Raw genomic sequence first — 21,633 nt, 5'->3', positions numbered from 1 at the left:
AGGATATGGATTTTATGGCGAGGTAGCTAATGGCCCGTTCGGAAAAAGGTTCCATTGAAAAGTATTTCCGCAAGGACGCGCCGAAAGAGGTGCGATCAGCCATTGAAAACGCAAAGAAAGACGACATTCTAAACCCGACATATCCTTACGAAGAACGAATGAAGCGTAAGGATTACGACAAAGAGATGGATCTGCTGCAGATCGAACTGGTCAAAATGCAATCCTGGGTCAGGGAAACAGACAATCGCGTTGCGATCATTTTCGAAGGCCGCGATGCCGCCGGAAAAGGTGGTACGATCAAACGTTTTCGCGAGAACCTAAATCCACGCGGCGCACGCAACGTGGCGCTCAGCAAACCCTCTGATACCGAACGCAGCCAATGGTACTTCCAACGATACGTTCAACACCTGCCTGCGGCAGGCGAAATCGTGTTCTTTGACCGCAGCTGGTACAATCGCGGTGTGGTCGAAAACGTCTTTGGTTTTTGCGAACCCGAAGAACGCGAACGTTTTTTCAGGCAAGTTCTGCCGCTTGAAACCGGACTGGTGAATGACGGGATCAAACTGTTCAAATTCTGGCTTAACGTCGGGCGCGCGGAGCAACTGAACCGCTTTCTGGCACGTGAGACAGATCCGCTAAAGCAATGGAAACTCAGCCCAATCGACATTGCGGGGCTTGGTAAATGGGACGAGTACACGCAATCGATCTCGGAAACTCTGACCCGCAGTCACTCAGACCTTTGCCCTTGGACCATCATTCGCTCAGACGACAAAAAACGCGCCCGCATCGCGGCCATACGAACTGTTTTGCACGCGTTGGACTATGATGAAAAAGACAAGAAGGCTATTGGCAAGATCGATCCACTGATTTGCGGCGGACCCGAGGTGTTGGACGCGTGATGACATTTGCGCGCTCCATTGATGCCAAGGGTTGGACGAACCGGCAGGCGTGGATTATGTCTTGGTTCCCCGGAACTTAAACAAAAAGGCTCGTGACACAGGCATGGCGAAACGCGGGTATCACCACGGCAATCTCAAGCAAGCCCTGATCGAGGCCGCTCTTTCGCTGATCGAAGAAAAAGGTCCGACAGGCTTTACCCTCTCCGAGGCCGCAAAGACCGCGGGTGTAACGCCTGCAGCTGTATACAGGCACTTTCAGGGGCGCGAGGACCTGATTGCGGAAGCCGCCCGTCAGGGCTTTGAAATGTTCGCCGACCTGATGCAGTACGCCTATGACACGGGCCAACCCTCGGCCTTGGCAGCGTTTGAGGCTACTGGTCGGGCTTATCTGGCTTTTGCCCGTAAGCACCCTGGTCACTACATCGCCATGTTCGAAAGCGGGATTTCCGTAAACCGAACACCTGAATTGGCGCTGGCCGCCAACCGGGCCAAGAGCGTGCTGGAAAAAGCAGCCGCAGATCTTTCGCATCACATCCCGCCAGAGAAACGGCCACCTGCGTCGATGTTCAGTGCCCATATCTGGGCGATGAGCCATGGCGTTGTTGAGCTTTATGCGCGCAACACAGGCGCCAGCTCTCCCTTTACACCAGAGGATCTGCTGGAAAGCGGTATCGGTATCTATCTGCGGGGTTTGGGCCTGGTGCCGCAGGACGATTGAGGTCCGCGCTAGAACCTGGGCCTTGGTGCCGGAACACTAAGGCCCGAGGTGACGTTAATCAGATCCATCTGCCCCATGCCCTTGATATCCACCGGCCCAATATCCGAGACCTGGAACTCGTCAATCAACGCATATTTCATCTCTCCCGGGGCGACAATATTCATTGGGTTTGCAAAGACTTGCAGGCGTGAAGCAATGTTCACGGCTGGACCAAACACATCGTAGACGTATTTCTGAATACCCACGACCGAGCCGACTGCCGGCCCCATTCCCAGACCGATCCGGGCCTGCCATTTGTGCGGATGGCTTTCGTTGCGCCGTTCGAGGTATCGTAAGAACCGGACCGCGCAATGGGCCACGGCCGTCGCATGATCCGGTGTTGCGTCCGGCATACCCGAGACCGCCAGATAAGCGTCCCCGATAGTTTTGATCCGTTCGCACCCATACTGTTCGACGATCCGGTCGAAGGCCGTGAAAACGTCGTTCAACTCGCTGAGTGTCACAGTCGGGTCGGTCTTTGCCGCAAAATCCGTAAAGCCCACAAAATCCAGCATCACGACCGAGACCTGATCGTAGAGCTGCGGGGTAACGACACCAAAGGTCTTGAACTCTTCGTACACAGCACGCGGCATGAGGTTCAACAGCAACCGTTCGACCCGCTCTTTCTCACGTTCCAATTCGCGCGTGTTACGTTCGACCATGGTCGAATAACTGTCGATCATGCTCTCAAGCTCGCGAATGCGGGTGATGTTCTGAAATTCAACCACCAACACCTGTTCGGAAAGGCCGTTGGCCAAGGACACTGCAACTGCGAATATCAGCGTCCGGCGCTTGGGCTTGACCTGCAGCTCGACCGAATAGCGCAAGCCGGATTGCTTGACGTCCTCAAGCTCTTTTGGATCAAGGTCGGGAAAATAATCCAACAGGGTCTGACCTTCGGCCGGTGCCCCAAACCACTCGGTAAATGGACCGTTGTGAAACACGAAACCCAAATCCGAAGCCCGCACAACAGCGACGCCGACACCGATCGCGCGGAGCAGCTGTTCGTTTATGGCCAGAATACTCATGCGGCGTCGCGTGCCACGATGATGGCTCGTTTTGACTCGATGGCATCAAGGGCAACTTTTATATGCACGTCTTCCATTCCATGCATCGACAGGGCCTCGCTGAAAAGCGCGGCCATCTCGTCAAAATCGGCGTGAGAGATGTTCAGGTGACGATGAACCGCCTCGATCCTGTCATCGCTAAAGGATGCAGGTCCACCAACCAGAGACGAAACAAACTTGGTCTGATGATCAATCAAACGAGGCATGTCTATTTCTTCGAAATGACCGCCGATCTGATCGGAATCCAACGCCATTTCGTAGAAGGTCATCACGATCCGCGAGATCGTTTTGAAGCCACCGTATCTTTCGTAAATTGTCTGCCCCACGACACATAACCCAAACGTTATTCACCACTAACGTCACGAGGTTATATCATATTGAAAGTTTTGTTAACGCTTATGACGCGGATGCACTGCGGGACGACCATTTAGGTGGCGTGTTTAGACTTGAATTCACACGCTCAGATCGTCGGCGCAGGGGATGAACCCGACGTATCCCCCCTGTTCCAGCAATCGCGTCTGGCCCCCCACGCGCCAATACAGCTTGCGCCGCGCCGCGACCAATTCCCGCCGGAGGCGGAACCAAAGCGGCCCCTTATCCAGCCCGCTGTTGGTTTTCTGGTCTTGGGATCGTTCGCTGACCTTCACCTCTTCGACCGTGTGATCTTGCTGTTTCGACCAGATCATCTGCACCCCAACAGCCGGAAAGCACTGATACATCCGCCAATCCGACCGTGGGATGGAGACGAAATCGTCCAGGTGATCCGAATACTTTTCGGACCAATTCAGCAGTTTCTGGCAGGCCCGCTGAGAAAGCACATAGGCGGCCGCACTCGGGGCCATCTCCAACATGGGCCGGACCGTGACGCCTGCGATATGCGTCTCTGGCCCAAAACGAAGAGATTTGGGGGAATAGTCCAGCTTCACCATGTCAAAGGCATCTGGGTCCGCCATCAGTGCTGAAATCACAGATCCTGCCTGAATGGACATTTCGACGTCATCTTCGAAAATGGCCACCGCTTGCAGGTTTTGATTCACGACCGCCTGCCATACCGCGCGATGGCTTTCGAAACAGGCGATTTCGCTTTGCGTCAAACCCCAGCGACTGCCCGATCCGGCAACATAGTCGCTGGCGTCCACAACTCCGGGTTTCTGGGCATCCGTCGCGCCAAACCGGGTGGCACCCACCAAGCCTGCATGATTGAACTGCGCTTCCATGAAGTCACGGCGCACTGGGACCCGATCCAGATTGATAAAAAAGGCACCCGTCTCTGGTGGCAGTTCGTGACGTCCCACGGTGTTTCCTTTCAAGCAGTTACGCCAGATACACACTGGCAAGGCGGACAATCAAGTCCGCGCTTGAGCAATATGTATCCGGTTTCGCCTATCCTGATTTAGAAGTCCCAATTAAGCTGCGCTGGGAAAACAATAAACAGGATTCTTGCAATGACGTCTCATGGATATTCCGGCGGTCGCCTGAACCTGCCGTTTGTGGGCATATCGACCTTTGGCAAAGCTCCGTACGTCGAGGATTGGGATCAAATCGATGCTGACGTCGCCGTCATGGGTGCGCCTTTTGATTTCGGAACTCAGTGGCGATCCGGCGCTCGGTTTGGACCGCGTGCGGTGCGCGAAGCGTCAACTCTGTTCAGCTTCGGCCATGCTGGCGCATATGACCACGAGGATGATGCCACTTATTTGGATGGCTCGGTCCGGATGGTCGATATCGGCGACGCGGATATCATCCACACAAAGACCGAAGAAAGCCACGCCAACATCCAGTTCGGTGTTGAAAAGATGCTGAACGCAGGCGCCCTGCCCGTCACCATCGGCGGCGATCACTCAGTCAACATTCCTTGCATCAACGCTTTCGAAAACGATTGCGAGAAAAACGGGCCTATCCACGTCGTTCAGATTGATGCTCACCTGGACTTCGTGGACGAACGGCATGGCGTGACCGCCGGACACGGCAACCCCATGCGGCGTGCAATTGAAAAACCGTATGTTTCGGGCATGACGCAACTGGGCATCCGGAACGTGTCGTCAACCGCCAAAGAAGGATATGAGGACGCCCGCGCCCGTGGGTCGGACATTTTGTCTGTTCGGCAAGTGCGCAAGCTCGGTACAGATGGCGTGTTGGCGCGCATCCCGGAAGGCGCCCGGTATTATGTCACGATTGATATCGACGCATTCTGCCCGTCCATCGCCTCTGGCACTGGCACGCCCAGCCACGGCGGGTTCCAGTACTATGATGTCTTGGAGATAATTCAGGGGCTTGCGAAACGCGGAGACGTAGTCGGGATCGACCTTGTCGAAGTGGCTCCGAACTACGACCCGACCGAAAGCACGCAGATTCTGGCGGCTCAGGTTCTGCTGAACTTCATCGGGTTCATCTTTCACGAACGTGGCAAGAAGGGCTGATCGCCCTTCCTGCCAGATCAATTATGCACTGATCGTGTTGTGTTCAGGGCCATAGGGGAAGCCAGTGATGTTTTCGGCTCCGGTTTCCTCGACCACCAGAATGTCATGCTCACGGTATCCGCCAGCGCCTTTCTGACCTTCGGGAATCCACAGCATCGGTTCGATCGAGACGACCATGCCGGGCTCCAGAACCGTGTCGATGTCTTCACGCAATTCCAGACCTGCCTCGCGCCCATAGTAATGGCTGAGGATACCGAAGGAGTGGCCGTACCCGAAGGACCGGTACTGCAGCAGACCTTCGTCGGCGAAGAAGCGGTTGATCTCTTCGCAGATTCCCGAGCAGGTTGCGCCGGGTTTAATCAGGCTCAGACCCAGCTCATGCGCGGCAACGTTGGCTTTCCAGATGCGCAGGCTATCGGCGTCGGGTTCGCCAAGGAACAGAGTGCGCTCCAGCGCTGTGTAATAACCTGAAATCATCGGGAAGGTGTTCAGCGACAGGATATCGCCCTTCTCCAGCGCCCGCTTGGTGACCGGGTTATGTGCGCCATCCGTGTTCAGGCCTGACTGAAACCAAACCCATGTGTCGCGGTATTCGGCATCCGGATAGGCGCGGGCAATCTCGGCCTCCATCGCGTCACGCCCGGCCATGGCGATCTCGATCTCGGTCGCGCCTTCACGGATCGCGGCGTGGATAGCTGCGCCACCAACATCCGCAGTACGCGCGCCGCCTTTGATCAGTTCGATCTCTTCGGCTGATTTCACCATCCGTGCAGCCATCGTATCAGGCGCGATATCGACCAGTTCCGGCCCACCCAACATGTCCAGCGCAGTGTCGTGCATTGCCAGGGTCATGTGGTCACCCTCGATACCGACCCGGCGGGCGGAGCCAATCAGGCTGGCTACAGCGCGCCAGTAATTGTTCCGCTTCCAATCGGTGTAGATCACGTTCTCTTCGACCGACCGGCGCCAGGGCTGCCCGGCGTCGATATTGGCCGAAACCGTGGTGCAGGCATCCTGCGTTACTACACAACCGTAAGGGCGACCAAACGAGCAATACAGGAATCCCGAGTAGTAAGCGATGTTCTGCATCGACGTCAGCAGAACTGCGGGAATATCCCGTGCCGCCATTGTTGCACGCAGGCTGGCAAGGCGACGGTCGTATTCCGCGCGGCTTAACGGCAAAGGCGCTTTGTCACCGTTATGGCAGGTGAAAAACTCGGGGCGGTTGTTTAGATCTTCCATCTTTGACTCTCCTCAACGCCGGACTGGCATCGCCCGGCCACAAGTCCCGGCGTTCAGGACGAGCGGCCTCGGGATCCGAGAGCCATGCACCCCGCGTTGCGTCACGACGCCATCGTGACCGGGGTGCATGGTGAAATCGCTAAATCAGCTTTTGAGTCGCGTCAAGCCGGGGTGAGCCCCCGCAGACGTTCAGACCGCCGCCGAAGCAGTTCGACCGTGGTCAGCAGCGCGATCGAGATCACCACAAGGATGGTCGCGACTGCCAGAATGGTCGGGCTGATCTGCTCACGCAGGCCGGTGAACATCTGCCACGGCAGTGTCTTCTGGCTGGCCGAGCCGACAAACAGGACCACCACAACTTCGTCAAACGATGTGATAAAGGCGAACAGGCCACCCGAGATCACGCCCGGCAGGATCAGCGGCATCTGGATCTTGAAGAACGTCCGCACCGGACCCGCACCCATATTCGCAGCAGCCCGGGTCAGGGATTGGTCAAACCCGACCAGCGTTGCGGTCACCGTGATGATGACGAAGGGAATCCCCAGAACCGCGTGGGCCAGCACGACTTTCACATAGCCGACGAAGTTCTTGTTCATGCCCAGCGTACCTTCCAAAAAACGGCCGATGTCGCTGTAGAAAAAGAACATACCCGTGGCCGAGATGATCAGCGGAACGATCATTGGCGAGATCAGAATGCCCATGATGGCCCGACGCCCCGGAACATGCGACTGGCTAAGACCTATCGCCGCCAGAGTGCCCAGCGATACCGAAATGATCGTCGCAATTGGTGCGATGATCAGCGAGTTCTTGAAGCTACGCTGCCATTCATTGTTGGTGAAGAAATCGCGGTAATGCTTCAGCGAATACCCTTCAGGGTCCAGACGCAACATTTCGGGCGTAAAGGTGAAAAAGTCCTGCGCATTGAAAGACAGCGGCAGAACCACAAGGATCGGCGTGATCAGGAACACGAAGATTGCCCCGCAGATCACCCGGAAAGTAAAATGCCACAACACCTGACCAGCCGTCATGTAAGGCAGCAATTTTTGCCGATAGCGCCCCTCGTAGAGCCAGAAGATGAAGAAGGCAAAGAACCACCCCGCCAGCAGCCCGACGATCAAGCCTGTAATGCCTGCAAAGAAAAATCCAATTGCAGCAAGACCAAGTATCGTAACCCAGCGCGCAACGCGTTCGTTGTCCAGCACGTTGATATACAGCCATGCCAGCCCTGCCATCAAAGCAGCGCCGATCAGGATGCCCAGCAGAACGTTGTCCTGCCCGGCACCGACGAACATGCCCAGAAATCCTCCGGCGATTGCGACAGCCGGCAGAACCACGGACAACGGTTTGCGGGATATTGGTGTAAGTGCAGCCATATTCTTTATCCCAGCTTGACGTTATCAATGCCGACGATCTTGTCGTAGCACCAGTATAGTAGAAGAACGACCGCCAGCAGGATCGTCCCCAGCGCCGCAGCCAGTCCCCAGTTCAGAGAGGATGAGATGTGGTACGCAATCCGGTTCGAAATGAAGACACCTTTGGTGCCGCCAACGATCTCGGGCGTGATGTAGTAGCCGATCGCCAGAATGAACACTAGGATCGAACCCGCGCCGATACCCGGTATCGATTGCGGGAAGTAAATCCGCCAGAAGGTCGTCCAGTTTGTCGCGCCCATGGATTTGGCCGCACGAGTATAGTACGGCGGGATCGTCTGCATGACCGAATACATCGGCAAGATCATGAACGGCAACAGGATGTGCGTCATCGCGATGATCGTGCCAAACTGGTTGTTGATGATCACCAGCCTCGCGTCATCGGCGACAAAGCCCAGCCAGACCAGCGTTTCGTTGATCACACCCTGCTGCTGCAACATCACTTTCCAGGCGGAGGTGCGCACAAGCAGCGAGGTCCAGAATGGCAGCAGCACCAAAATCATCAGCATGTTTGAAGCCCGCATCGGCAGATTGGCCAGCAGGTAAGAAACTGGATAGGCCAGCAGAATACAGGACCCGGTAATGATCAGCGACATGAACAATGTCCGGCCGAACAGCTTGATGAGGATGCGCTTATCTTCGGGTTGCGCTTGCGCCCCTTCGGGTGTGCGCTGCATATCAATAGCGTTCAGAAAGTATCCATTGGTGATCGGCACCGCGTGCGTCTTGATCACGCGCCAGGTGTCCACGTCCCCCCAGCCTTCGTGAATTTCGATCAGTTTTTCCTTGAACGGGGCGTCAGCTTCCGGATCCAACCGCTTGATCTTGCGTCCAGATTTTCGGAACATCGAAGACATTCCCGTCTGTTCATAATTCAGACGTGTCCCGAGTTTGGTATGTTCTTTCGCCTCAATTGCGGCAACCATGTCTTTGGTGAAGGCCGCGTAAAGCGCCTCGTCCGGTAGTTCTCCGCCTTCGGCATCCCAATTTTGCAACTCGACCACCGTCAGGGGGAGTGTTTGGGACACGATACCGTTCTCGACCGAGCGGAACAGCATCGACACGATCGGTATCACAAAGGACAGCAGCACAAATAGCAGCAAGGGCGCGATCAGAGCCAAAGCCCGAAGTTTTCGGCGGCGCAGTGATCGCGCCAAGGATTTCTTCAGCGGCGTGCCATCGGCAGCTAGCATCGGACCGGATTGAGTTGCGTCAGTCATCTGCGTCCCTTGGTCTTAGGTAAGCCGGGGCCAATGGCGGCCCCGACCGTGGTTTTCAAAACCGGCTTATTTCGCCAGCCAAGCCTGGAATTTCGCGTCGATATCGTCGCGGTAGTCAGCCCAGAACTCGTAGTTATACAGGAACGTGTTCTTGGCGTTTTCCGGATCGGTCGGCATGTGCGGCGCCATTTCGATACCCAGATCGGCGTGCTGACCAACCAGCGGTGCCGAAGACGCACGTGCCGGACCGTACGAGATCCACTTGGCCTGATCCGCCAGGCGCTGTGTGTCGGTTGCGAACATGATGTAGTCCAGCGCGCGCTGTTGACGCTCTTCGCTCAGACCAGCAGGAATGATCCAACCGTCCAGATCGAACACTTGTGCATCCCACAGCATTGCAACAGGCTGCTTCTGCTCTTCGATCACGCTGAACAGACGACCGTTATAGGTCGAACCCATGACGACTTCGCCGTCCGCCAACAACTGCGGCGTGTCTGCACCTGCGGACCACCAAACAACGCTGTCCTTGATAGTGTCCAGCTTTGCCAGAGCTTGATCCTGCCCTTCCGGTGTGGCCAGAACGTCATAGACGTCATCCTTGGCAACACCGTCACACAGCAGCGCCCATTCCATGTTGTTGATCGGACGCTTTTCAAGCGACCGCTTGCCCGGATAGCCTTCAAGATCGAAAATGGCACAAATCTCGGTCGGAGGATTGTCACCGACCAAATCGGTGCGATAGCCGAACGTGGTCGAGTATACGATTTGCGGGATAAAGCAGTCGCTTACCAGCAGTTCGCCGAAATCCTCGGACGCGGGTGTGCCGTCAGGTGCCGGTGCCAGTTGACTGTCAAAGTCGATTTCCAGCGCTAGGCCTTCGTCGCACAGGCGAATGGCATCCGCTGCCACAACGTCCACAACATCCCAGGTGATGTTGCCCGCTTCGTTCATTGCCCGCAGCTTGGCAACCGCTTCGTTCGAGCTGTCGTCGTTCAGAATGGTTACGCCGGTCTTTTCCGAATAGGGCTCGTGATAGGCTTTCAGCTGCGACTTGGAATATGCGCCGCCCCAAGAGACGATCGTCATCTCTTCGGCTGACGCGGCGCCGGCAACAGCCACAATCGCACCCGCCATAAGAGTGGTTTTAGTAACTTTCATCATTAACTCCCTGTTTTTTCCCGTTGATCTTGATCATTGCGGTTGGGCCACGGGGTAACCCTCCCATGCCTTTCCCCGCACATTATGGTGCTATGAGCGGGGCAATTCCTGATCAGGCGTCCAATGCCCGGCAGTCGCGCGCAAGCCAGCCGATTTCGACTTCCTGGCCCGGTGACAGTTTGATAGCGTCCGGGGCGTTTCGCGTCTTGATGATGAAGTCGTCATTCCCGGCAACCGACAGACGGAAGCGGAAGACATCGCCCATGTAGATGAACTCTTTCACCGTTGCTTTCAGAGTATGCGCATCGGCGTGCAGGCGATCCTTGTTGAATTCCACCCGCTCAGGCCGGATTGACACTTTGGTCCGATCACCTGCCGCGTGGACATTGACCGGCTTGGCGTCGATTTCTGATCCGTCATCCAGCGCCACAACACATTCGTCGCCGTTGATTGACTTAATAACGCCTTCCAATGTGTTGTTTTCACCAATGAACTGGGCAACAAAACTGTTTTCAGGCTCTTCGTACAGCAGATCCGGCGGCGCAAGCTGTTGAATGCGTCCATCGTCGAATACCGCAACGCGATCTGACATTGTCAGCGCTTCGGTCTGGTCGTGGGTCACGTAGACGGTCGTAATCCCAAGTTCATGGGCCAGACGCGTGATTTCAAACTGCATATGCTCGCGCAGCTGTTTGTCGAGCGCGCCCAGCGGTTCATCCATTAGAACCAGCTCGGGCTCGAACACCAGCGCACGTGCAAGGGCGATCCGCTGTTGCTGCCCACCGGACAATTGCGCTGGTCGACGGCTGCCAAAGGCCCCCATCTGGACCATATCAAGCGCCCGCCGGACCTTTTCTTCTCTTGCGTCCTTGCCAATTTTCCGCACTTCCAGAGGGAACGACAGATTTTCTGCCACCGTCATATGCGGAAAAAGAGCGTAATTTTGGAAAACCATGCCAATACCGCGCTTATGCGGTGGGATGTTGTTGATCGGTCGCCCGTCCAACATAATCTCGCCATGAGTGGCTGTTTCAAACCCTGCCAGCATCATCAGGCAAGTTGTCTTGCCAGAACCCGAGGGCCCAAGCATTGTAAGAAACTCACCTTTCGGCATGGAAAGGTTAAGGTCTTTTACAACAAGGATCTCGCCATCATAAGATTTTTGGACATGCTGAAACTCGACGAACGCTGCGTCATTAGACATTTACCGATTAGTCTCCCCTGTGCAGTCCTTGCCTGCCCGGTTCATCCGGATCTCAAAGACCTGTCGAGGCCATTTAAGGACATGCAGGGTGCGGCACGCAACCAAAATATGACACGTGGGTAACGATTAAAAAAGAAGCAGCAGAGTTTTCAGGCAGAATTCAACTTGCGCATGTGCCACGCAAGGCTTTGATTGCTGGAAAGCACCGGTTTATTCAGGCGTTCTTGCACAATCGGAATAACATCAAAAGTTCTTAGATTCGTGCAGCTTAGAAAAACAGCTTCAACTGAATCATCCTGCCCAAGACTCACTGCAGCCTCAATCAGAGACTTCCGTGAAATCCGCGCGACTTTGGCCTCTTCGGCTTCGCCGAATGTGCCAAAAACATCCATCGAAATGCCATTTTGCGCAAATGCGCGGCGTAAGGGATCGTTCACTTCTTCGATATATGGCGACAAAAGTGCGAACTTTGCTACACCAAGTTCTTGGGCGCAGGCCGAGGCCGCGCGCAATGGGTTTGTAACAACCTCTGCCTCGCAAGTTTTTTGAACCATTTGTTCGACCTGATCCGAGCCGATAACCGAGCTGGCAGAGGTGCAGCCATAACCAACCACACGATATGGTCGGGTCTTGGGCAACAGATCAGCAGCGGCAGGTAACGCGGTTTCCATTTCCGCCAGAGTATCTGTCGTCACCTCTTTGCCGCTGGGAATTCTGGAGACGTAAATGGGGCAGCTTCGATCAGAAAAATACGCGTTGAACTCCGGCTCAAGGGTCTCGTCTGTCTGCAAGACGATCAGACCCATTGGGGGCATGGCGGGATTATCTGCATCAACTGTATAAGGTAAACGCGTCATATCTCGGGCAACTCCATACCAGCGCGAGGGCTAAGAAAGCGGGGCTCTTTTTCGGTTATGACGATGTTTTCTTCGTGGACAAGGATCTTTCCACCCACGGCAATGCCCGGTTCAAGCGTCAAGACCATGCCTGGTTCCAAAACTGTGTGGTCGGTTGGTATGAGGGACGGCCATTCTGTCAAAGACATCCCCAATCCATGCCCCAAGCGCCCTGCCCCTGTATCGGCATCGTGGCGCGACAGCACAGAGTTCATCGCCTGAAACAAGTCAGCCGCCGTGGCGCCCGGACGCGCAATCTCGAATGCCGAATCCGATGCTTCAATCAAAGCACTGTAGGCCGACTTAACCTGCTGGCTCGCGGACCCTATTGACCAATTGCGGTCGTAATCACTGAAATACCCATCCCAAACCAGGCCGGTGTCCAGCATCAGGACATCGCCTTGTTGCAGTTGCGTATCAGATGCCGGGGATATTACGTCAGTGTAACCGCCCTGTTCCGCACCGCCCGCGAGGTATGGAACCCAATCGGCCCCCTCGTCCAGACACAGCATTTGAAACCGGCGAAACACAGCATCCAACGCCACGCCTTCTTTGGCGATTTCGGGCACCCGCTGAAAGGCGCGTCCGGCGATGGCGCAAGCCGTTTCGATCTTTGCAATCTCCGCTGATGATTTCACCATCCGAAGCGCGCGTACGATCCCTTCGTCGCCGCAAAGGTCTCGCTGACCGACTGCCTGTTGCAAACGTCGAAGGTCTGCCAACGGCATCCTGACATGCGTTTCATGCCCATCTGGTAGTCCGATCCTTGCGTCGTCGGGCGTAACCTCGCGAAGTGTCTCAGCCAAAAGGCTAATGCCATCGTCGGCCAGATCCGGCGCAACCCAGGTTCGGATATCATCGAGCCATGTCTCGGCCATAAGCGCGGCCCCGATCGAAGGGATCACGGCAATCGGCTTACCACTGGCAGGTACAATCAGAAACCAGGGCCGTGTCGGGCTTTCCCAAAACCGCGTCAGGTAGCCGGTAAAATATCGGACCTCAGGTTCCGTCGTTAGCAACAGCGCCGACAGACCAGAGGCTTGCATCTTGTTTTGCGCGCGTTCCGTTCGTGCTGCGAACTCAGACGTGTCAAACCCCCTCATTCCGTTACCTCAGAGAAAAAGCGGATAACCTGCGCGTCCGCGTCAATTCTCAAGCAAGCGCCATTTATCAGCTTTTGGCCGCCGCGATGGGGGGGAGGTGAGATTCTCAATTTAGTGTCTTTCCCGTGATGCCCATTGACGTGATCGCATTCGTCAAGTTCTGTCAACAAAACTCGCCCAAGGCAGGAGCCTAAAATGCCCCATTCAGATCCGGCCTTCAGCCGCGCCGAGTATGACCGCAGATTGGCAAAGACCCGCGCCGCCATGGCAGCAGCGGGTTTGGATGCCTTGTTTGTCGAAGATCCTTCAAACATGGCATGGCTGACCGGGTATGAAGGCTGGTCATTCTACGTGCATCAAGGGGTACTTGTGCTTCAGGATGCCGACCCGATCTGGTGGGGCCGAAATCAGGATGCCAATGGCGCGCGTAAAACTGTTTGGATGTCCAATGACCGGATCCACGGCTATGCGGACGAATATGTACAATCCACCGTGCGTCACCCCATGCAGGATCTGGCCGCGCTGATTGCGGATACTGGTATCGCGAAGGGGCGGATCGGTGTCGAGTTGGACAATTATTATTATTCAGCCAAAGCGCACCTGACTTTGCTGGCAGAGTTGCCCGACGCAGAGCTGGTCGACGCAAACACATTGGTGAACTGGCAGCGTGCCGTGAAATCCGATGAGGAAATTGCGCTAATGCGAAAAGCTGCCCGGATATCCGAGCATGTGACCGACGGCGTATTGGAACGCATTGAACCGGGTATGCGAAAGAACGACCTTGTCGCGCAAATCTACCATGACGCAATCACCGGAGTTGGCGAGGATTGGGGCGATTACGCGGCCATTGTGCCCTTGCTCCCGTCTGGTCCGGATGCCGCTGCACCGCACCTGACTTGGGATGGTGAACCATTCAAATCCGGAGAGTGTACATTTTTCGAACTGTCAGGCTGCTATCGCCGTTACCACGCGCCCTTCTGCCGCTCGGTCTTTTTGGGTAAGCCACCCGACTTTTTGCTTCGTGCTGAAGCCGCGCTGATAGAAGGTCTTGAAGCGGGACTAGAGGCCGCGCGGGCCGGCAATCAGGCGCGTGATATCGCGTTGGCTCTGGCTGCCCCGCTGGAACGGGCGGGTATCGAGCGCGGCGCGCGATGCGGTTATCCGATTGGCCTCAGCTATCCACCCGATTGGGGCGAACGCACGATTTCCCTGCGACCCGAGGACGAGACCGTTCTGGAACCCGGCATGACCTTTCACTTCATGCCCGGCCTTTGGATGGACGATTGGGGGTTGGAGATCACCGAGCCGATTCTCATCACTGAGTCGGGTCCCGCCGAGTGTTTCTGCAACCGCCCAAGAAAGCTATTTGTGAAGCCATGACTTTACCTAGAACCACGGAAATACTAGCCGACCTGATTGCTTTTGAGACGGTATCTGCGGATTCGAATCTGGAAATGATCAACTACCTGACCGAACGGCTCGAGGCATTGGGTGCGAGGTGTGTCGTCACTCGAGACAAGACCGGGGCAAAGGCCAATGTATTTGCCACCGTCGGGCCAGATCAACCCGGCGGCATCCTTTTGTCCGGCCATACGGACGTGGTACCGGTGGCCGATCAGGACTGGACGACCGATCCGTTTAAGTTGGCGGAAAGTGACGGCAAACTCTATGGTCGCGGCACGTGCGACATGAAGGGCTTTATCGCTGCGGCGGTGGCTTTCGGCGAAACGCTGGATGTCGGGAAGCTGACCCAGCCGCTGCACTTTGCCTTTACTTACGATGAGGAAATCGGCTGCCTTGGTGCGCAAACGCTGGTCGATGACTTGTCTGAACGCGGCATCGTTCCGGACATCGCGATTATCGGCGAACCGACTGAGATGCGCGTGATTGAGGGGCACAAGGGCTGCTTTGAATATACAACCCGCTTTACCGGGTTAGAGGGACACAGCTCTGCCCCCGATGATGGAGTGAATGCTGCGGAGTATGCCGCGCGATATATCGGCAAACTGCTGGAGCTGCGCCATATCCTCAAGTCCCGCGCACCCGCCGACAGCCGGTTCGAGCCGCCTTGGACGACGGTCAATATCGGCCAAATTTCAGGCGGCATTGCCCATAACGTCATAGCCAGCAAGGCCGAGGTTTTGTGGGAGATGCGACCCGTGCAGGCAAGTGACGCCGACCTCGTCAAAAAGACCCTTGCAGACTACGTGGAGCATTCCTTGTTACCGGAGATGCAAGCGGTCCACAGCGACTCGAGTATCACGCAAGAGGCTATCGCCGAGGTCGAAGGTCTTGAACCCATGGAAGAAAACGCGGCCCGTGATCTGGTGGCCGAACTGACCGGCGCGAATGGCAGTGGCGTTGTCGCCTTTGCGACCGAGGCCGGGCTGTTCCAGAAACTGGGCGTTCACGCAATTGTCTGCGGGCCGGGTTCAATCGCACAGGCCCACAAGGCAGACGAGTTCCTTGAAATCGAACAGTTGGACCTGTGCTGCAGAATGCTGACCCGATTGGGTCAGCGCCTGACCCGTTAAACGGTTCCGTGCGCGCGGTCGTATTTTGATCGGCCCGGTTGGACATGCGCCGCACGTGCTTCCTTGCCGGGATCGTAGACTTCCATCAACAACGGATGGCAGGCAGCGGTATCCGAGGAATGTTCCGACGAACAATCCCCGCCGGGGCATGCAGACAGGCCGACGATCAGGTCAATCTCGGCATAAAACTCAAGATAGTCGCCAGGCCGCACCGGGCTGGCCTTCATGAAATACTGGCCCGTATCGCGGGTAAATCCGGTGCACATGAACACGTTCAGCACGTCATGCACCAGCATTTCGGCCTCATGCAGTGGCAGGTCGCAATAGCTGGCCAGCGCGCGGGTCAGGTTCGAATGACAGCAATAGTGATAGTCGTCCCCCGATAGCAAACGCCCGGTATACGGATCACACCGCGTGCCAATCACGTCATGGACCGATCCGCCATAGGTATCGAACCCATACCAGTCCAGAGTATCGGCAACGATCGTCGCCATCGGTCGCATGTTGGGAAAGCTCGACCACATCCGGTCTCCGGTCGACAGGTGCGTGCCGTGCAGCGCGCGGGTTTTGCCGGAATAGAACCGCTCGGTCAGGTCATGCTTGTTCCACATGTTCAGGTCACCGACCTGAGGACCATCGACCGATACCACCCTGACAAAAGCGCCGGCCGGAACATCAATGCAAGCCGCGTCACGCGGGGCAGCAGTGGCCTCGGCCACCTTTACGGCACCTTCGCGCAGTTGGCCCAAACCAATCAGATCAGGCTGCTGCAACGAGTCCGGTGGGTAGCAGATTACTGGGGCAATGGCCTTGCGGTCGGCGGCATCGGCCGGTGGTGGGAAGTTCGGTTTTGTCAGTTTCATGCGCCCCTCACTTCCCTCCGGAAATCCCTGCCTTTCCGAATCCTTAGCGCATTATGAAAGGGTTCGCCATCGGCTCTTGCGCGGTGCTGATCCAAGTGGTCTTGGTTCTGGTGTAATCCAGGATCGCCTCAACGCCGGCCTCGCGGCCATATCCCGACTGATTGAACCCGCCAAACGGCGCGATAGGAGAGATCGCGCGATAGGTGTTCACCCAGCAGATACCGGCCCTGATCCGTTTCGAAACACGGTGTGCACGCGCAAGGTTCTGCGTGAACACGCCCGAGCCCAACCCGTAAGGGGTGCTGTTTGCCAGCGCGATAGCCTCTTCTTCAGTATCGAACGGCAGCAAGGACATGACAGGTCCGAACATTTCGATCTTCAAGGTTTCGGTCTCGGGTGACACGCATTCGACCAAAGTGGGATTCATGTAATTTCCGGGACGGTCTGCAGTTTCTCCGCCGAAATGGATCGTCGCGCCCTGCCCCCGCGCTTTGCCTAAAGTCTCTTCGATCTTGCGCACCTGCGCTGCCGTGCACAGCGGGCCGACATGCGTTTCCGGCTGCAGGGGATCACCCAACCGGATGGCGCTGGCCTTTTCGGCGATCCGTTCAACCAGAGGTTCCAGGATCGACCGTTGCACCAGTCCGCGCGTGCCCGCCACACAACTCTGACCGGATGCGCCGAAGTTACCCGCGATCAAGCCGTTTGCTGCACCGTCCAAATCGGCGTCCTCAAACACGAGGATCGGCGACTTTCCACCCAGCTCCAATGACGTGACCGCAAAGTTCTCAGCCGAGTTTCGCACCACATGGCGGGCGGTTTCAGGCCCACCCGTAAAGGCAATTCGGTCGACATCCGGGTGCCGGGTCAGTGGGATCGCGCAGTTTTCGGCGTCACCGGTGATAACCGACACAACGCCGGACGGGAACCCGGCCTGTTCAATCAGCTTGGCGAATTTCAGCATGGGTGCGGGCGCGATTTCCGATGCTTTCAGCACCACGGTACACCCGGCAGCCAACGCCGGGCCCAGCTTGGTCGCGGTCAGGAACATCTGCGCATTCCACGGCACGATCGCGGCCACGACGCCAATCGGTTCTCGTGAGGTAAAGACATGCATGTCCGGCTTGTCGATGGGCAGGACCGTGCCTTCGACCTTGTCTGCCAGACCCGCATAGTAGCGGTAGTAATCGGCGACATGTCCGGTTTGTGCCGAGGTTTCCGCCAACAGCTTTCCGCTGTCGGTCGTCTCCAACTCACCCAGACGCGCGGCATTCTCAGCCACCAGATCGGCAAGGCGATACAGCAGCTTGCCCCGCTGCGTCTGTGTCATATCCCGCCATCCCGGGTCATCCAAAACCCGTTTGGCGGCGGCGATGGCGCGTTCAACATCACTGGGCGAGGCGCACGCGAATGTGGCCCACCCCTGGCCTGTGGCCGGGTTCTCGGACGTCATAACCTGCGAGGCTGAACCTTCGGTCCAGGCGCCATCAATGAACAGCTGAAAATGCGGTAAGTTTCCCATGGTGGTCCTCACTGAAATGCCGGCATCACGTCGTCGATGAATCGCGCCAAAGAGGCGCGCTTTCGTTCGTTGGTCATGCCGCTATCGACCCAGAACGAAAACTCGTCATAGCCCAGATCTTCATAGCGCTTGATCCGGTCGATTACCTGTTGCGCGGTCCCAACTGTCAGGTCGCGGCCCAGTTTCTCGCTGGTATACATCGGGTTCGCGTCCATCTCGGCTTCGGTAATCGGCTTGATCAAGCCCTGTTCAACTGGCCGTTTGTTCATGAACCATGCACCAAAGTAATTGTAGTACCGGCGCAGACTTTGCACGCCCTGCGCAACATCGTCGTCATCTTTGCCGACATAAGTGTGGTGCAACAGCATGATCTTGGGGCGCGGCCCCGCGTAGCTGTCACAGGCATCGTTGAACCGCCCCATCAGGGTCTCGATCTCTTCCATGCCCTGCCATAGCGGGGTGACCTGAATATTGAATCCGTTGTGAACGCCGAATTCGTGGCTGTTTGGGTCCCGCGCCGCGATCCATATTGGAGGACCGCCGTCCTGATAAGGTTTCGGTGCCGAAGTTGCGGCCGGAAAGCTATAAAACTCGCCTTCATGGGCACAATCGCCCGTCCAGATCTGCGGCAACAGCGGCGTGGATTCACGCATGCGCTGCCCCGCTTCCCATGCGTCCATTCCTGGCATCAGGCGTTCATATTCATAGGAATACGCACCGCGCGCGATCCCCAACTCGATACGCCCTTTTGTCATCTGATCCGCTGCGGCGGCCTCACCTGCCAGTTTGATAGGATGCCAGAACGGCGCAATTACCGTCCCGGTCCCCAATCGCACATTGCGCGTGTGATGCGCCAGATCGACCAGCGACAGAAACGGGTTGGGGGCAATGGTGAACTCCATCCCATGATGTTCACCTGTCCAAACTGCCCGCATGCCCCCGTCATCAGCCATCTTAACCAGGCTCACGAATTCATCATACAGAACATCGTGTGGCTGATCCGGGGTCAGACGTTCCACGTGGGCAAACAGTGAAAACTCCATCAAATGGCTCCTTTACCGAAACTGTGAATTTCGCCGCGCTCGGCGTCGCCGAGATACAGCCCGAACACGCCTTCGCGGGCTTCAAGGGCGTAGCGGGTCATCATGTGGTGCAAACTTTTGCTGGCATAGGTCAGATCGGCCAGATCGCCGATGTCTACCCATTCGGCATTGTCCGTCTGGGTGGTCTGACCGCAGGACGCCAGAAAGAACGTATAGTGCAGGTTCGTTTCGGCATCGTTGAACGAAGAATAGACCTGTTCGATCTGCGCCTGAATGCCGCGATCAGAAAGGCCCTGTGCCAGCCTGTTGCGTTGCCCCCCGGGTTCTGCACCGGTGATTTGAACCGGGCGAAATACGCCTTCGTAGCGTTCCAGAAGAACTTTGCCATTTGCCGCAACAATCGCGCCGCAGATTGTCGGAACCTGCGCGTCCATCTGACGCTCGAGCCCAAGACTGAAGTACGACCCGTTCACATAACCCAGACCGTTTCCGCCGATATGGGTGAAGTCTATGACACGGCCAATCAGAACCGTGTGGTCGCCTGCGGGCAGCGCCTGATGCGTTTCACAACTAAACTGTGCCAGCGCCCCGTCGATCAGCGGCAAGCCATTGGCTCCGTCGCGATGCGCCACACGACCAAATCGGTCGCCCTTGAAACTAGCGAAGGTGTTCGAGACGCCCTGCTGCCCGTCTGCCAGAACATTCACCGCAAAGTGCGCGCATCCGGCAAAGGTATCGTGGGTGGACAGAAACTTGCCGGGACAGACCAACAGCAAGGGCGGATCAAGCGACACAGACGTGAAGGAATTCGCCGTGAACCCGACCGGGTTGCCGGACGTATCCCGGGTCGTCACAACCGTCACGCCGGTCATGAAGTTGCCGAAAGCATCACGCAGGGCGCGGGTATCAACCTCGGTCATGGCAGGCACCTCCGAACGAACTCAAGCAAATTGGCGTTAACGTCAGCCGGGTGCGTCATGGGCATCATGTGGGCGGCGTTCGGAACAATTTCGACACGCCCATTTGTCACCTTCTGCGCCATGCCCTGTGACATGCCCGGTGTGGAATTCGGCTCATCCCCGCCCGTCATAAACAGTGCCGGGCATTTGATTTGCCCCAGTTGTGCGTTAGTCGGTCCATCGCTTTCGGCGAAGACGGTATAGGCCGCTTTGTAGGCGCTCGGATCGACATCTTTTAGCCAACGCGAACAGGCTTCGCATTCTTCGGAAACCTGATCGCCAAACCAACGCTGCAAAGTCACGGTGGGATCGTTCATGGCCGCAGCATCCAGTGCCGCGGCGCGGGTCGTGACAGCCGCACGCGCTTCGGGGGTTCGGCGGTAAATTGCGTTCAACGCAGCAACGCCTCTCACCTGATCATGACCCGATGCCGCAATGTCCAAAGCGATCAAAGCGCCCATGGAATGCCCAATCAGAACGGCAGGCTCGGTCAATCGGGCCGCGATAGGGTTGGCGTATCCATCCAGCCCAATAGCACCATGGAAAGGGGTTTCCCCGTGCCCGGGCATATCCGGACACAGAACACGATACCCGGCGGCAGACAGCGCATCGATCTGTGCGCCCCAAGCCTCGGCCCGCAATCCAACGCCATGGAGCAGAACCACAAGCGGGCCTTCGCCTTCGTCTATCGCGGCGAGCCCGCCGATGTCAGACCGAGGCCGGGTTGTCCACGTCATGGCCCAGATCCTTCAAGTCCTGATAGCGGTCGCCAATACGATGATGCGGGCGGCCCGAGGTTGCTCCGCCCAAAACAACGACAATCTCATCCGCGCGCGGCGCGTCGGGGATGGCGAATTGCAGCGTCAGGTAATGCGACCGACGGCCTGCATCGTTCTTGTCCATCAGTGGCACCATGATCGGTGTGTTCGCCGGGCCCCGGGTGTTGGTGAATGACAGATAGGACTTGGCGTCAACCGCCTGCCGGAAGATGTTCCCGAAATGCAGCGTGTGGATCAGGCCCGAGGCATGCTCGACCTCTCCGTCCAGCCCCACAACCGCGGCCTTGCCATAAGCCTCAATCGCCTCGCCGCTTCCGGCCAGCGCGATCATCCTGTCGGTCAATTCTTGGCCCAGAATTGGGCCATAGGCCAAAATTTCAGGCCGCAGATCCTCGACGAAACGTCCGGCCCAAGGGTTCGTGACAACCGCTGCCACGGCGAACATGCGCCACGGCCGTTCGGCTTTGCGATATCCTTCGATCAGCACTTCTTCGTCGAAGGTCACTATTTTACGAATTTCCGGCTGCACGTTATCCC

General features: G+C 56.8%; 21 protein-coding genes. 5 read left to right on the top strand and 16 right to left on the bottom strand.

Annotation, left to right across the window (positions count from 1 at the left end):
• The first annotated feature begins 29 nt into the window (after positions 1-29).
• Both ppk2 and AC2FIB_RS02420 read left to right on the top strand, forming a co-directional pair.
• The gene (ppk2, locus tag AC2FIB_RS02425) at positions 30-899 is read left to right on the top strand and encodes a polyphosphate kinase 2 (RefSeq protein ID WP_496733102.1); all 870 of its coding nucleotides are present in this window, start codon (positions 30-32) and stop codon (positions 897-899) included.
• Positions 900-1,002: 103 nt separating this feature from the next.
• Positions 1,003-1,617 (top strand): TetR/AcrR family transcriptional regulator, encoded by a 615-nt coding sequence (locus tag AC2FIB_RS02420; protein WP_496733101.1) that lies wholly within the window; start codon positions 1,003-1,005, stop codon positions 1,615-1,617.
• Between the two features lie 8 nt (positions 1,618-1,625).
• On the opposite strand, the gene AC2FIB_RS02415 is transcribed toward AC2FIB_RS02420, so the two are convergent.
• The 3 genes from AC2FIB_RS02415 to AC2FIB_RS02405 all read right to left on the bottom strand — a co-directional run bounded on the left by AC2FIB_RS02415 (position 1,626) and on the right by AC2FIB_RS02405 (position 4,018).
• Positions 1,626-2,684, bottom strand: a complete 1,059-nt coding sequence (locus AC2FIB_RS02415) for an adenylate/guanylate cyclase domain-containing protein (RefSeq protein ID WP_496733100.1) — start codon at positions 2,682-2,684, stop codon at positions 1,626-1,628.
• On the bottom strand, positions 2,681-3,049 hold the full coding sequence (locus AC2FIB_RS02410; protein ID WP_496733099.1) for a group I truncated hemoglobin: 369 nt from the start codon (positions 3,047-3,049) through the stop codon (positions 2,681-2,683). Before AC2FIB_RS02410 ends, AC2FIB_RS02415 begins: the two co-directional genes overlap by 4 nt.
• A 126-nt stretch (positions 3,050-3,175) precedes the next feature.
• Positions 3,176-4,018: a glycosyltransferase family 25 protein gene (locus AC2FIB_RS02405; RefSeq protein ID WP_496733098.1), complete on the bottom strand. Its 843-nt coding sequence runs from the start codon at positions 4,016-4,018 to the stop codon at positions 3,176-3,178.
• Between the two features lie 150 nt (positions 4,019-4,168).
• On the opposite strand from AC2FIB_RS02405, the gene speB reads away from it, so the two are divergent.
• A complete protein-coding gene (gene speB / locus AC2FIB_RS02400) occupies positions 4,169-5,143 on the top strand; it encodes an agmatinase (protein ID WP_282168425.1) in 975 nt (324 codons plus the stop codon).
• A gap of 21 nt (positions 5,144-5,164) precedes the next feature.
• Here speB and AC2FIB_RS02395 read toward each other — a convergent pair whose 3' ends face one another.
• The 7 genes from AC2FIB_RS02395 to AC2FIB_RS02365 form a co-directional block, all read right to left on the bottom strand.
• A complete protein-coding gene (locus AC2FIB_RS02395; protein WP_496733097.1) occupies positions 5,165-6,385 on the bottom strand; it encodes an aminopeptidase P family protein in 1,221 nt (406 codons plus the stop codon).
• Positions 6,386-6,546: 161 nt separating this feature from the next.
• On the bottom strand, positions 6,547-7,758 hold the full coding sequence (locus tag AC2FIB_RS02390; RefSeq protein ID WP_496733096.1) for an ABC transporter permease: 1,212 nt from the start codon (positions 7,756-7,758) through the stop codon (positions 6,547-6,549).
• Between the two features lie 5 nt (positions 7,759-7,763).
• The gene (locus tag AC2FIB_RS02385) at positions 7,764-9,035 is read right to left on the bottom strand and encodes an ABC transporter permease (RefSeq protein WP_496733095.1); all 1,272 of its coding nucleotides are present in this window, start codon (positions 9,033-9,035) and stop codon (positions 7,764-7,766) included.
• A 66-nt stretch (positions 9,036-9,101) separates the two neighbouring features.
• Positions 9,102-10,193: an extracellular solute-binding protein gene (locus AC2FIB_RS02380; RefSeq protein ID WP_496733094.1), complete on the bottom strand. Its 1,092-nt coding sequence runs from the start codon at positions 10,191-10,193 to the stop codon at positions 9,102-9,104.
• A gap of 112 nt (positions 10,194-10,305) precedes the next feature.
• Positions 10,306-11,397, bottom strand: a complete 1,092-nt coding sequence (locus tag AC2FIB_RS02375; RefSeq protein WP_496733093.1) for an ABC transporter ATP-binding protein — start codon at positions 11,395-11,397, stop codon at positions 10,306-10,308.
• 149 nt (positions 11,398-11,546) lie between these two features.
• Positions 11,547-12,254, bottom strand: a complete 708-nt coding sequence (locus AC2FIB_RS02370; protein WP_496733092.1) for a maleate cis-trans isomerase family protein — start codon at positions 12,252-12,254, stop codon at positions 11,547-11,549.
• Positions 12,251-13,396 carry a M24 family metallopeptidase gene (locus AC2FIB_RS02365; protein ID WP_496733091.1) on the bottom strand — a complete coding sequence of 382 codons (1,146 nt, stop codon included), beginning with the start codon at positions 13,394-13,396 and terminating at the stop codon, positions 12,251-12,253. The genes AC2FIB_RS02370 and AC2FIB_RS02365 overlap by 4 nt, the downstream gene beginning before the upstream one ends.
• A gap of 195 nt (positions 13,397-13,591) precedes the next feature.
• Between AC2FIB_RS02365 and AC2FIB_RS02360 the strand changes: the two genes are divergently transcribed.
• Both AC2FIB_RS02360 and argE read left to right on the top strand, forming a co-directional pair.
• Complete coding sequence (locus AC2FIB_RS02360; protein WP_496733090.1) at positions 13,592-14,776, top strand: M24 family metallopeptidase; 1,185 nt, start codon at positions 13,592-13,594, stop codon at positions 14,774-14,776.
• On the top strand, positions 14,773-15,930 hold the full coding sequence (gene argE, locus AC2FIB_RS02355; protein WP_496733089.1) for an acetylornithine deacetylase: 1,158 nt from the start codon (positions 14,773-14,775) through the stop codon (positions 15,928-15,930). The genes AC2FIB_RS02360 and argE overlap by 4 nt, the downstream gene beginning before the upstream one ends.
• Here argE and AC2FIB_RS02350 read toward each other — a convergent pair.
• The 6 genes from AC2FIB_RS02350 to AC2FIB_RS02325 are packed head-to-tail and all read right to left on the bottom strand — an operon-like array spanning position 15,927 to position 21,625.
• Positions 15,927-16,793 (bottom strand): urea carboxylase-associated family protein, encoded by an 867-nt coding sequence (locus tag AC2FIB_RS02350; RefSeq protein ID WP_496733088.1) that lies wholly within the window; start codon positions 16,791-16,793, stop codon positions 15,927-15,929. The genes argE and AC2FIB_RS02350 overlap by 4 nt on opposite strands.
• A 43-nt stretch (positions 16,794-16,836) precedes the next feature.
• Positions 16,837-18,315, bottom strand: a complete 1,479-nt coding sequence (locus AC2FIB_RS02345) for an aldehyde dehydrogenase (protein ID WP_496841691.1) — start codon at positions 18,313-18,315, stop codon at positions 16,837-16,839.
• 8 nt (positions 18,316-18,323) lie between these two features.
• Positions 18,324-19,358 (bottom strand): LLM class flavin-dependent oxidoreductase, encoded by a 1,035-nt coding sequence (locus AC2FIB_RS02340; protein WP_496733086.1) that lies wholly within the window; start codon positions 19,356-19,358, stop codon positions 18,324-18,326.
• A complete protein-coding gene (locus AC2FIB_RS02335) occupies positions 19,358-20,278 on the bottom strand; it encodes a flavin reductase family protein (RefSeq protein ID WP_496733085.1) in 921 nt (306 codons plus the stop codon). The genes AC2FIB_RS02340 and AC2FIB_RS02335 overlap by 1 nt, the downstream gene beginning before the upstream one ends.
• Entirely contained in the window at positions 20,275-21,054 is a 780-nt protein-coding gene (locus AC2FIB_RS02330; protein ID WP_496733084.1) for an alpha/beta fold hydrolase, read from the bottom strand. Before AC2FIB_RS02330 ends, AC2FIB_RS02335 begins: the two co-directional genes overlap by 4 nt.
• Positions 21,026-21,625, bottom strand: coding sequence for an amino acid synthesis family protein (locus tag AC2FIB_RS02325; RefSeq protein WP_058271883.1), 600 nt, complete (start codon positions 21,623-21,625; stop codon positions 21,026-21,028). The genes AC2FIB_RS02330 and AC2FIB_RS02325 overlap by 29 nt, the downstream gene beginning before the upstream one ends.
• Positions 21,626-21,633: the final 8 nt, after the last annotated feature.

The organism is Ruegeria sp. YTSA072 (genome assembly GCF_059610285.1).
This window is presented reverse-complemented; position numbering and strand designations above follow the sequence as displayed.

Bases quoted from the DNA above. Each gene is read 5' to 3' on its own strand.
- AC2FIB_RS02375 (WP_496733093.1), bottom strand. From the start codon at position 11,397: ATGTCTAATGACGCAGCGTTCGTCGAGTTTCAGCATGTCCAAAAATCT.
- speB (WP_282168425.1), top strand. From the start codon at position 4,169: ATGACGTCTCATGGATATTCCGGCGGTCGCCTGAACCTGCCGTTTGTG.
- AC2FIB_RS02415 (WP_496733100.1), bottom strand. From the start codon at position 2,684: ATGAGTATTCTGGCCATAAACGAACAGCTGCTCCGCGCGATCGGTGTC.
- AC2FIB_RS02395 (WP_496733097.1), bottom strand. From the start codon at position 6,385: ATGGAAGATCTAAACAACCGCCCCGAGTTTTTCACCTGCCATAACGGT.
- AC2FIB_RS02335 (WP_496733085.1), bottom strand. From the start codon at position 20,278: ATGACCGAGGTTGATACCCGCGCCCTGCGTGATGCTTTCGGCAACTTC.
- AC2FIB_RS02385 (WP_496733095.1), bottom strand. From the start codon at position 9,035: ATGACTGACGCAACTCAATCCGGTCCGATGCTAGCTGCCGATGGCACG.
- AC2FIB_RS02350 (WP_496733088.1), bottom strand. From the start codon at position 16,793: ATGAAACTGACAAAACCGAACTTCCCACCACCGGCCGATGCCGCCGAC.
- AC2FIB_RS02390 (WP_496733096.1), bottom strand. From the start codon at position 7,758: ATGGCTGCACTTACACCAATATCCCGCAAACCGTTGTCCGTGGTTCTG.
- AC2FIB_RS02420 (WP_496733101.1), top strand. From the start codon at position 1,003: ATGGCGAAACGCGGGTATCACCACGGCAATCTCAAGCAAGCCCTGATC.
- AC2FIB_RS02365 (WP_496733091.1), bottom strand. From the start codon at position 13,396: ATGAGGGGGTTTGACACGTCTGAGTTCGCAGCACGAACGGAACGCGCG.
- AC2FIB_RS02370 (WP_496733092.1), bottom strand. From the start codon at position 12,254: ATGACGCGTTTACCTTATACAGTTGATGCAGATAATCCCGCCATGCCC.
- AC2FIB_RS02340 (WP_496733086.1), bottom strand. From the start codon at position 19,358: ATGGAGTTTTCACTGTTTGCCCACGTGGAACGTCTGACCCCGGATCAG.
- ppk2 (WP_496733102.1), top strand. From the start codon at position 30: ATGGCCCGTTCGGAAAAAGGTTCCATTGAAAAGTATTTCCGCAAGGAC.
- AC2FIB_RS02330 (WP_496733084.1), bottom strand. From the start codon at position 21,054: ATGACGTGGACAACCCGGCCTCGGTCTGACATCGGCGGGCTCGCCGCG.
- AC2FIB_RS02380 (WP_496733094.1), bottom strand. From the start codon at position 10,193: ATGAAAGTTACTAAAACCACTCTTATGGCGGGTGCGATTGTGGCTGTT.
- AC2FIB_RS02360 (WP_496733090.1), top strand. From the start codon at position 13,592: ATGCCCCATTCAGATCCGGCCTTCAGCCGCGCCGAGTATGACCGCAGA.
- AC2FIB_RS02345 (WP_496841691.1), bottom strand. From the start codon at position 18,315: ATGGGAAACTTACCGCATTTTCAGCTGTTCATTGATGGCGCCTGGACC.
- argE (WP_496733089.1), top strand. From the start codon at position 14,773: ATGACTTTACCTAGAACCACGGAAATACTAGCCGACCTGATTGCTTTT.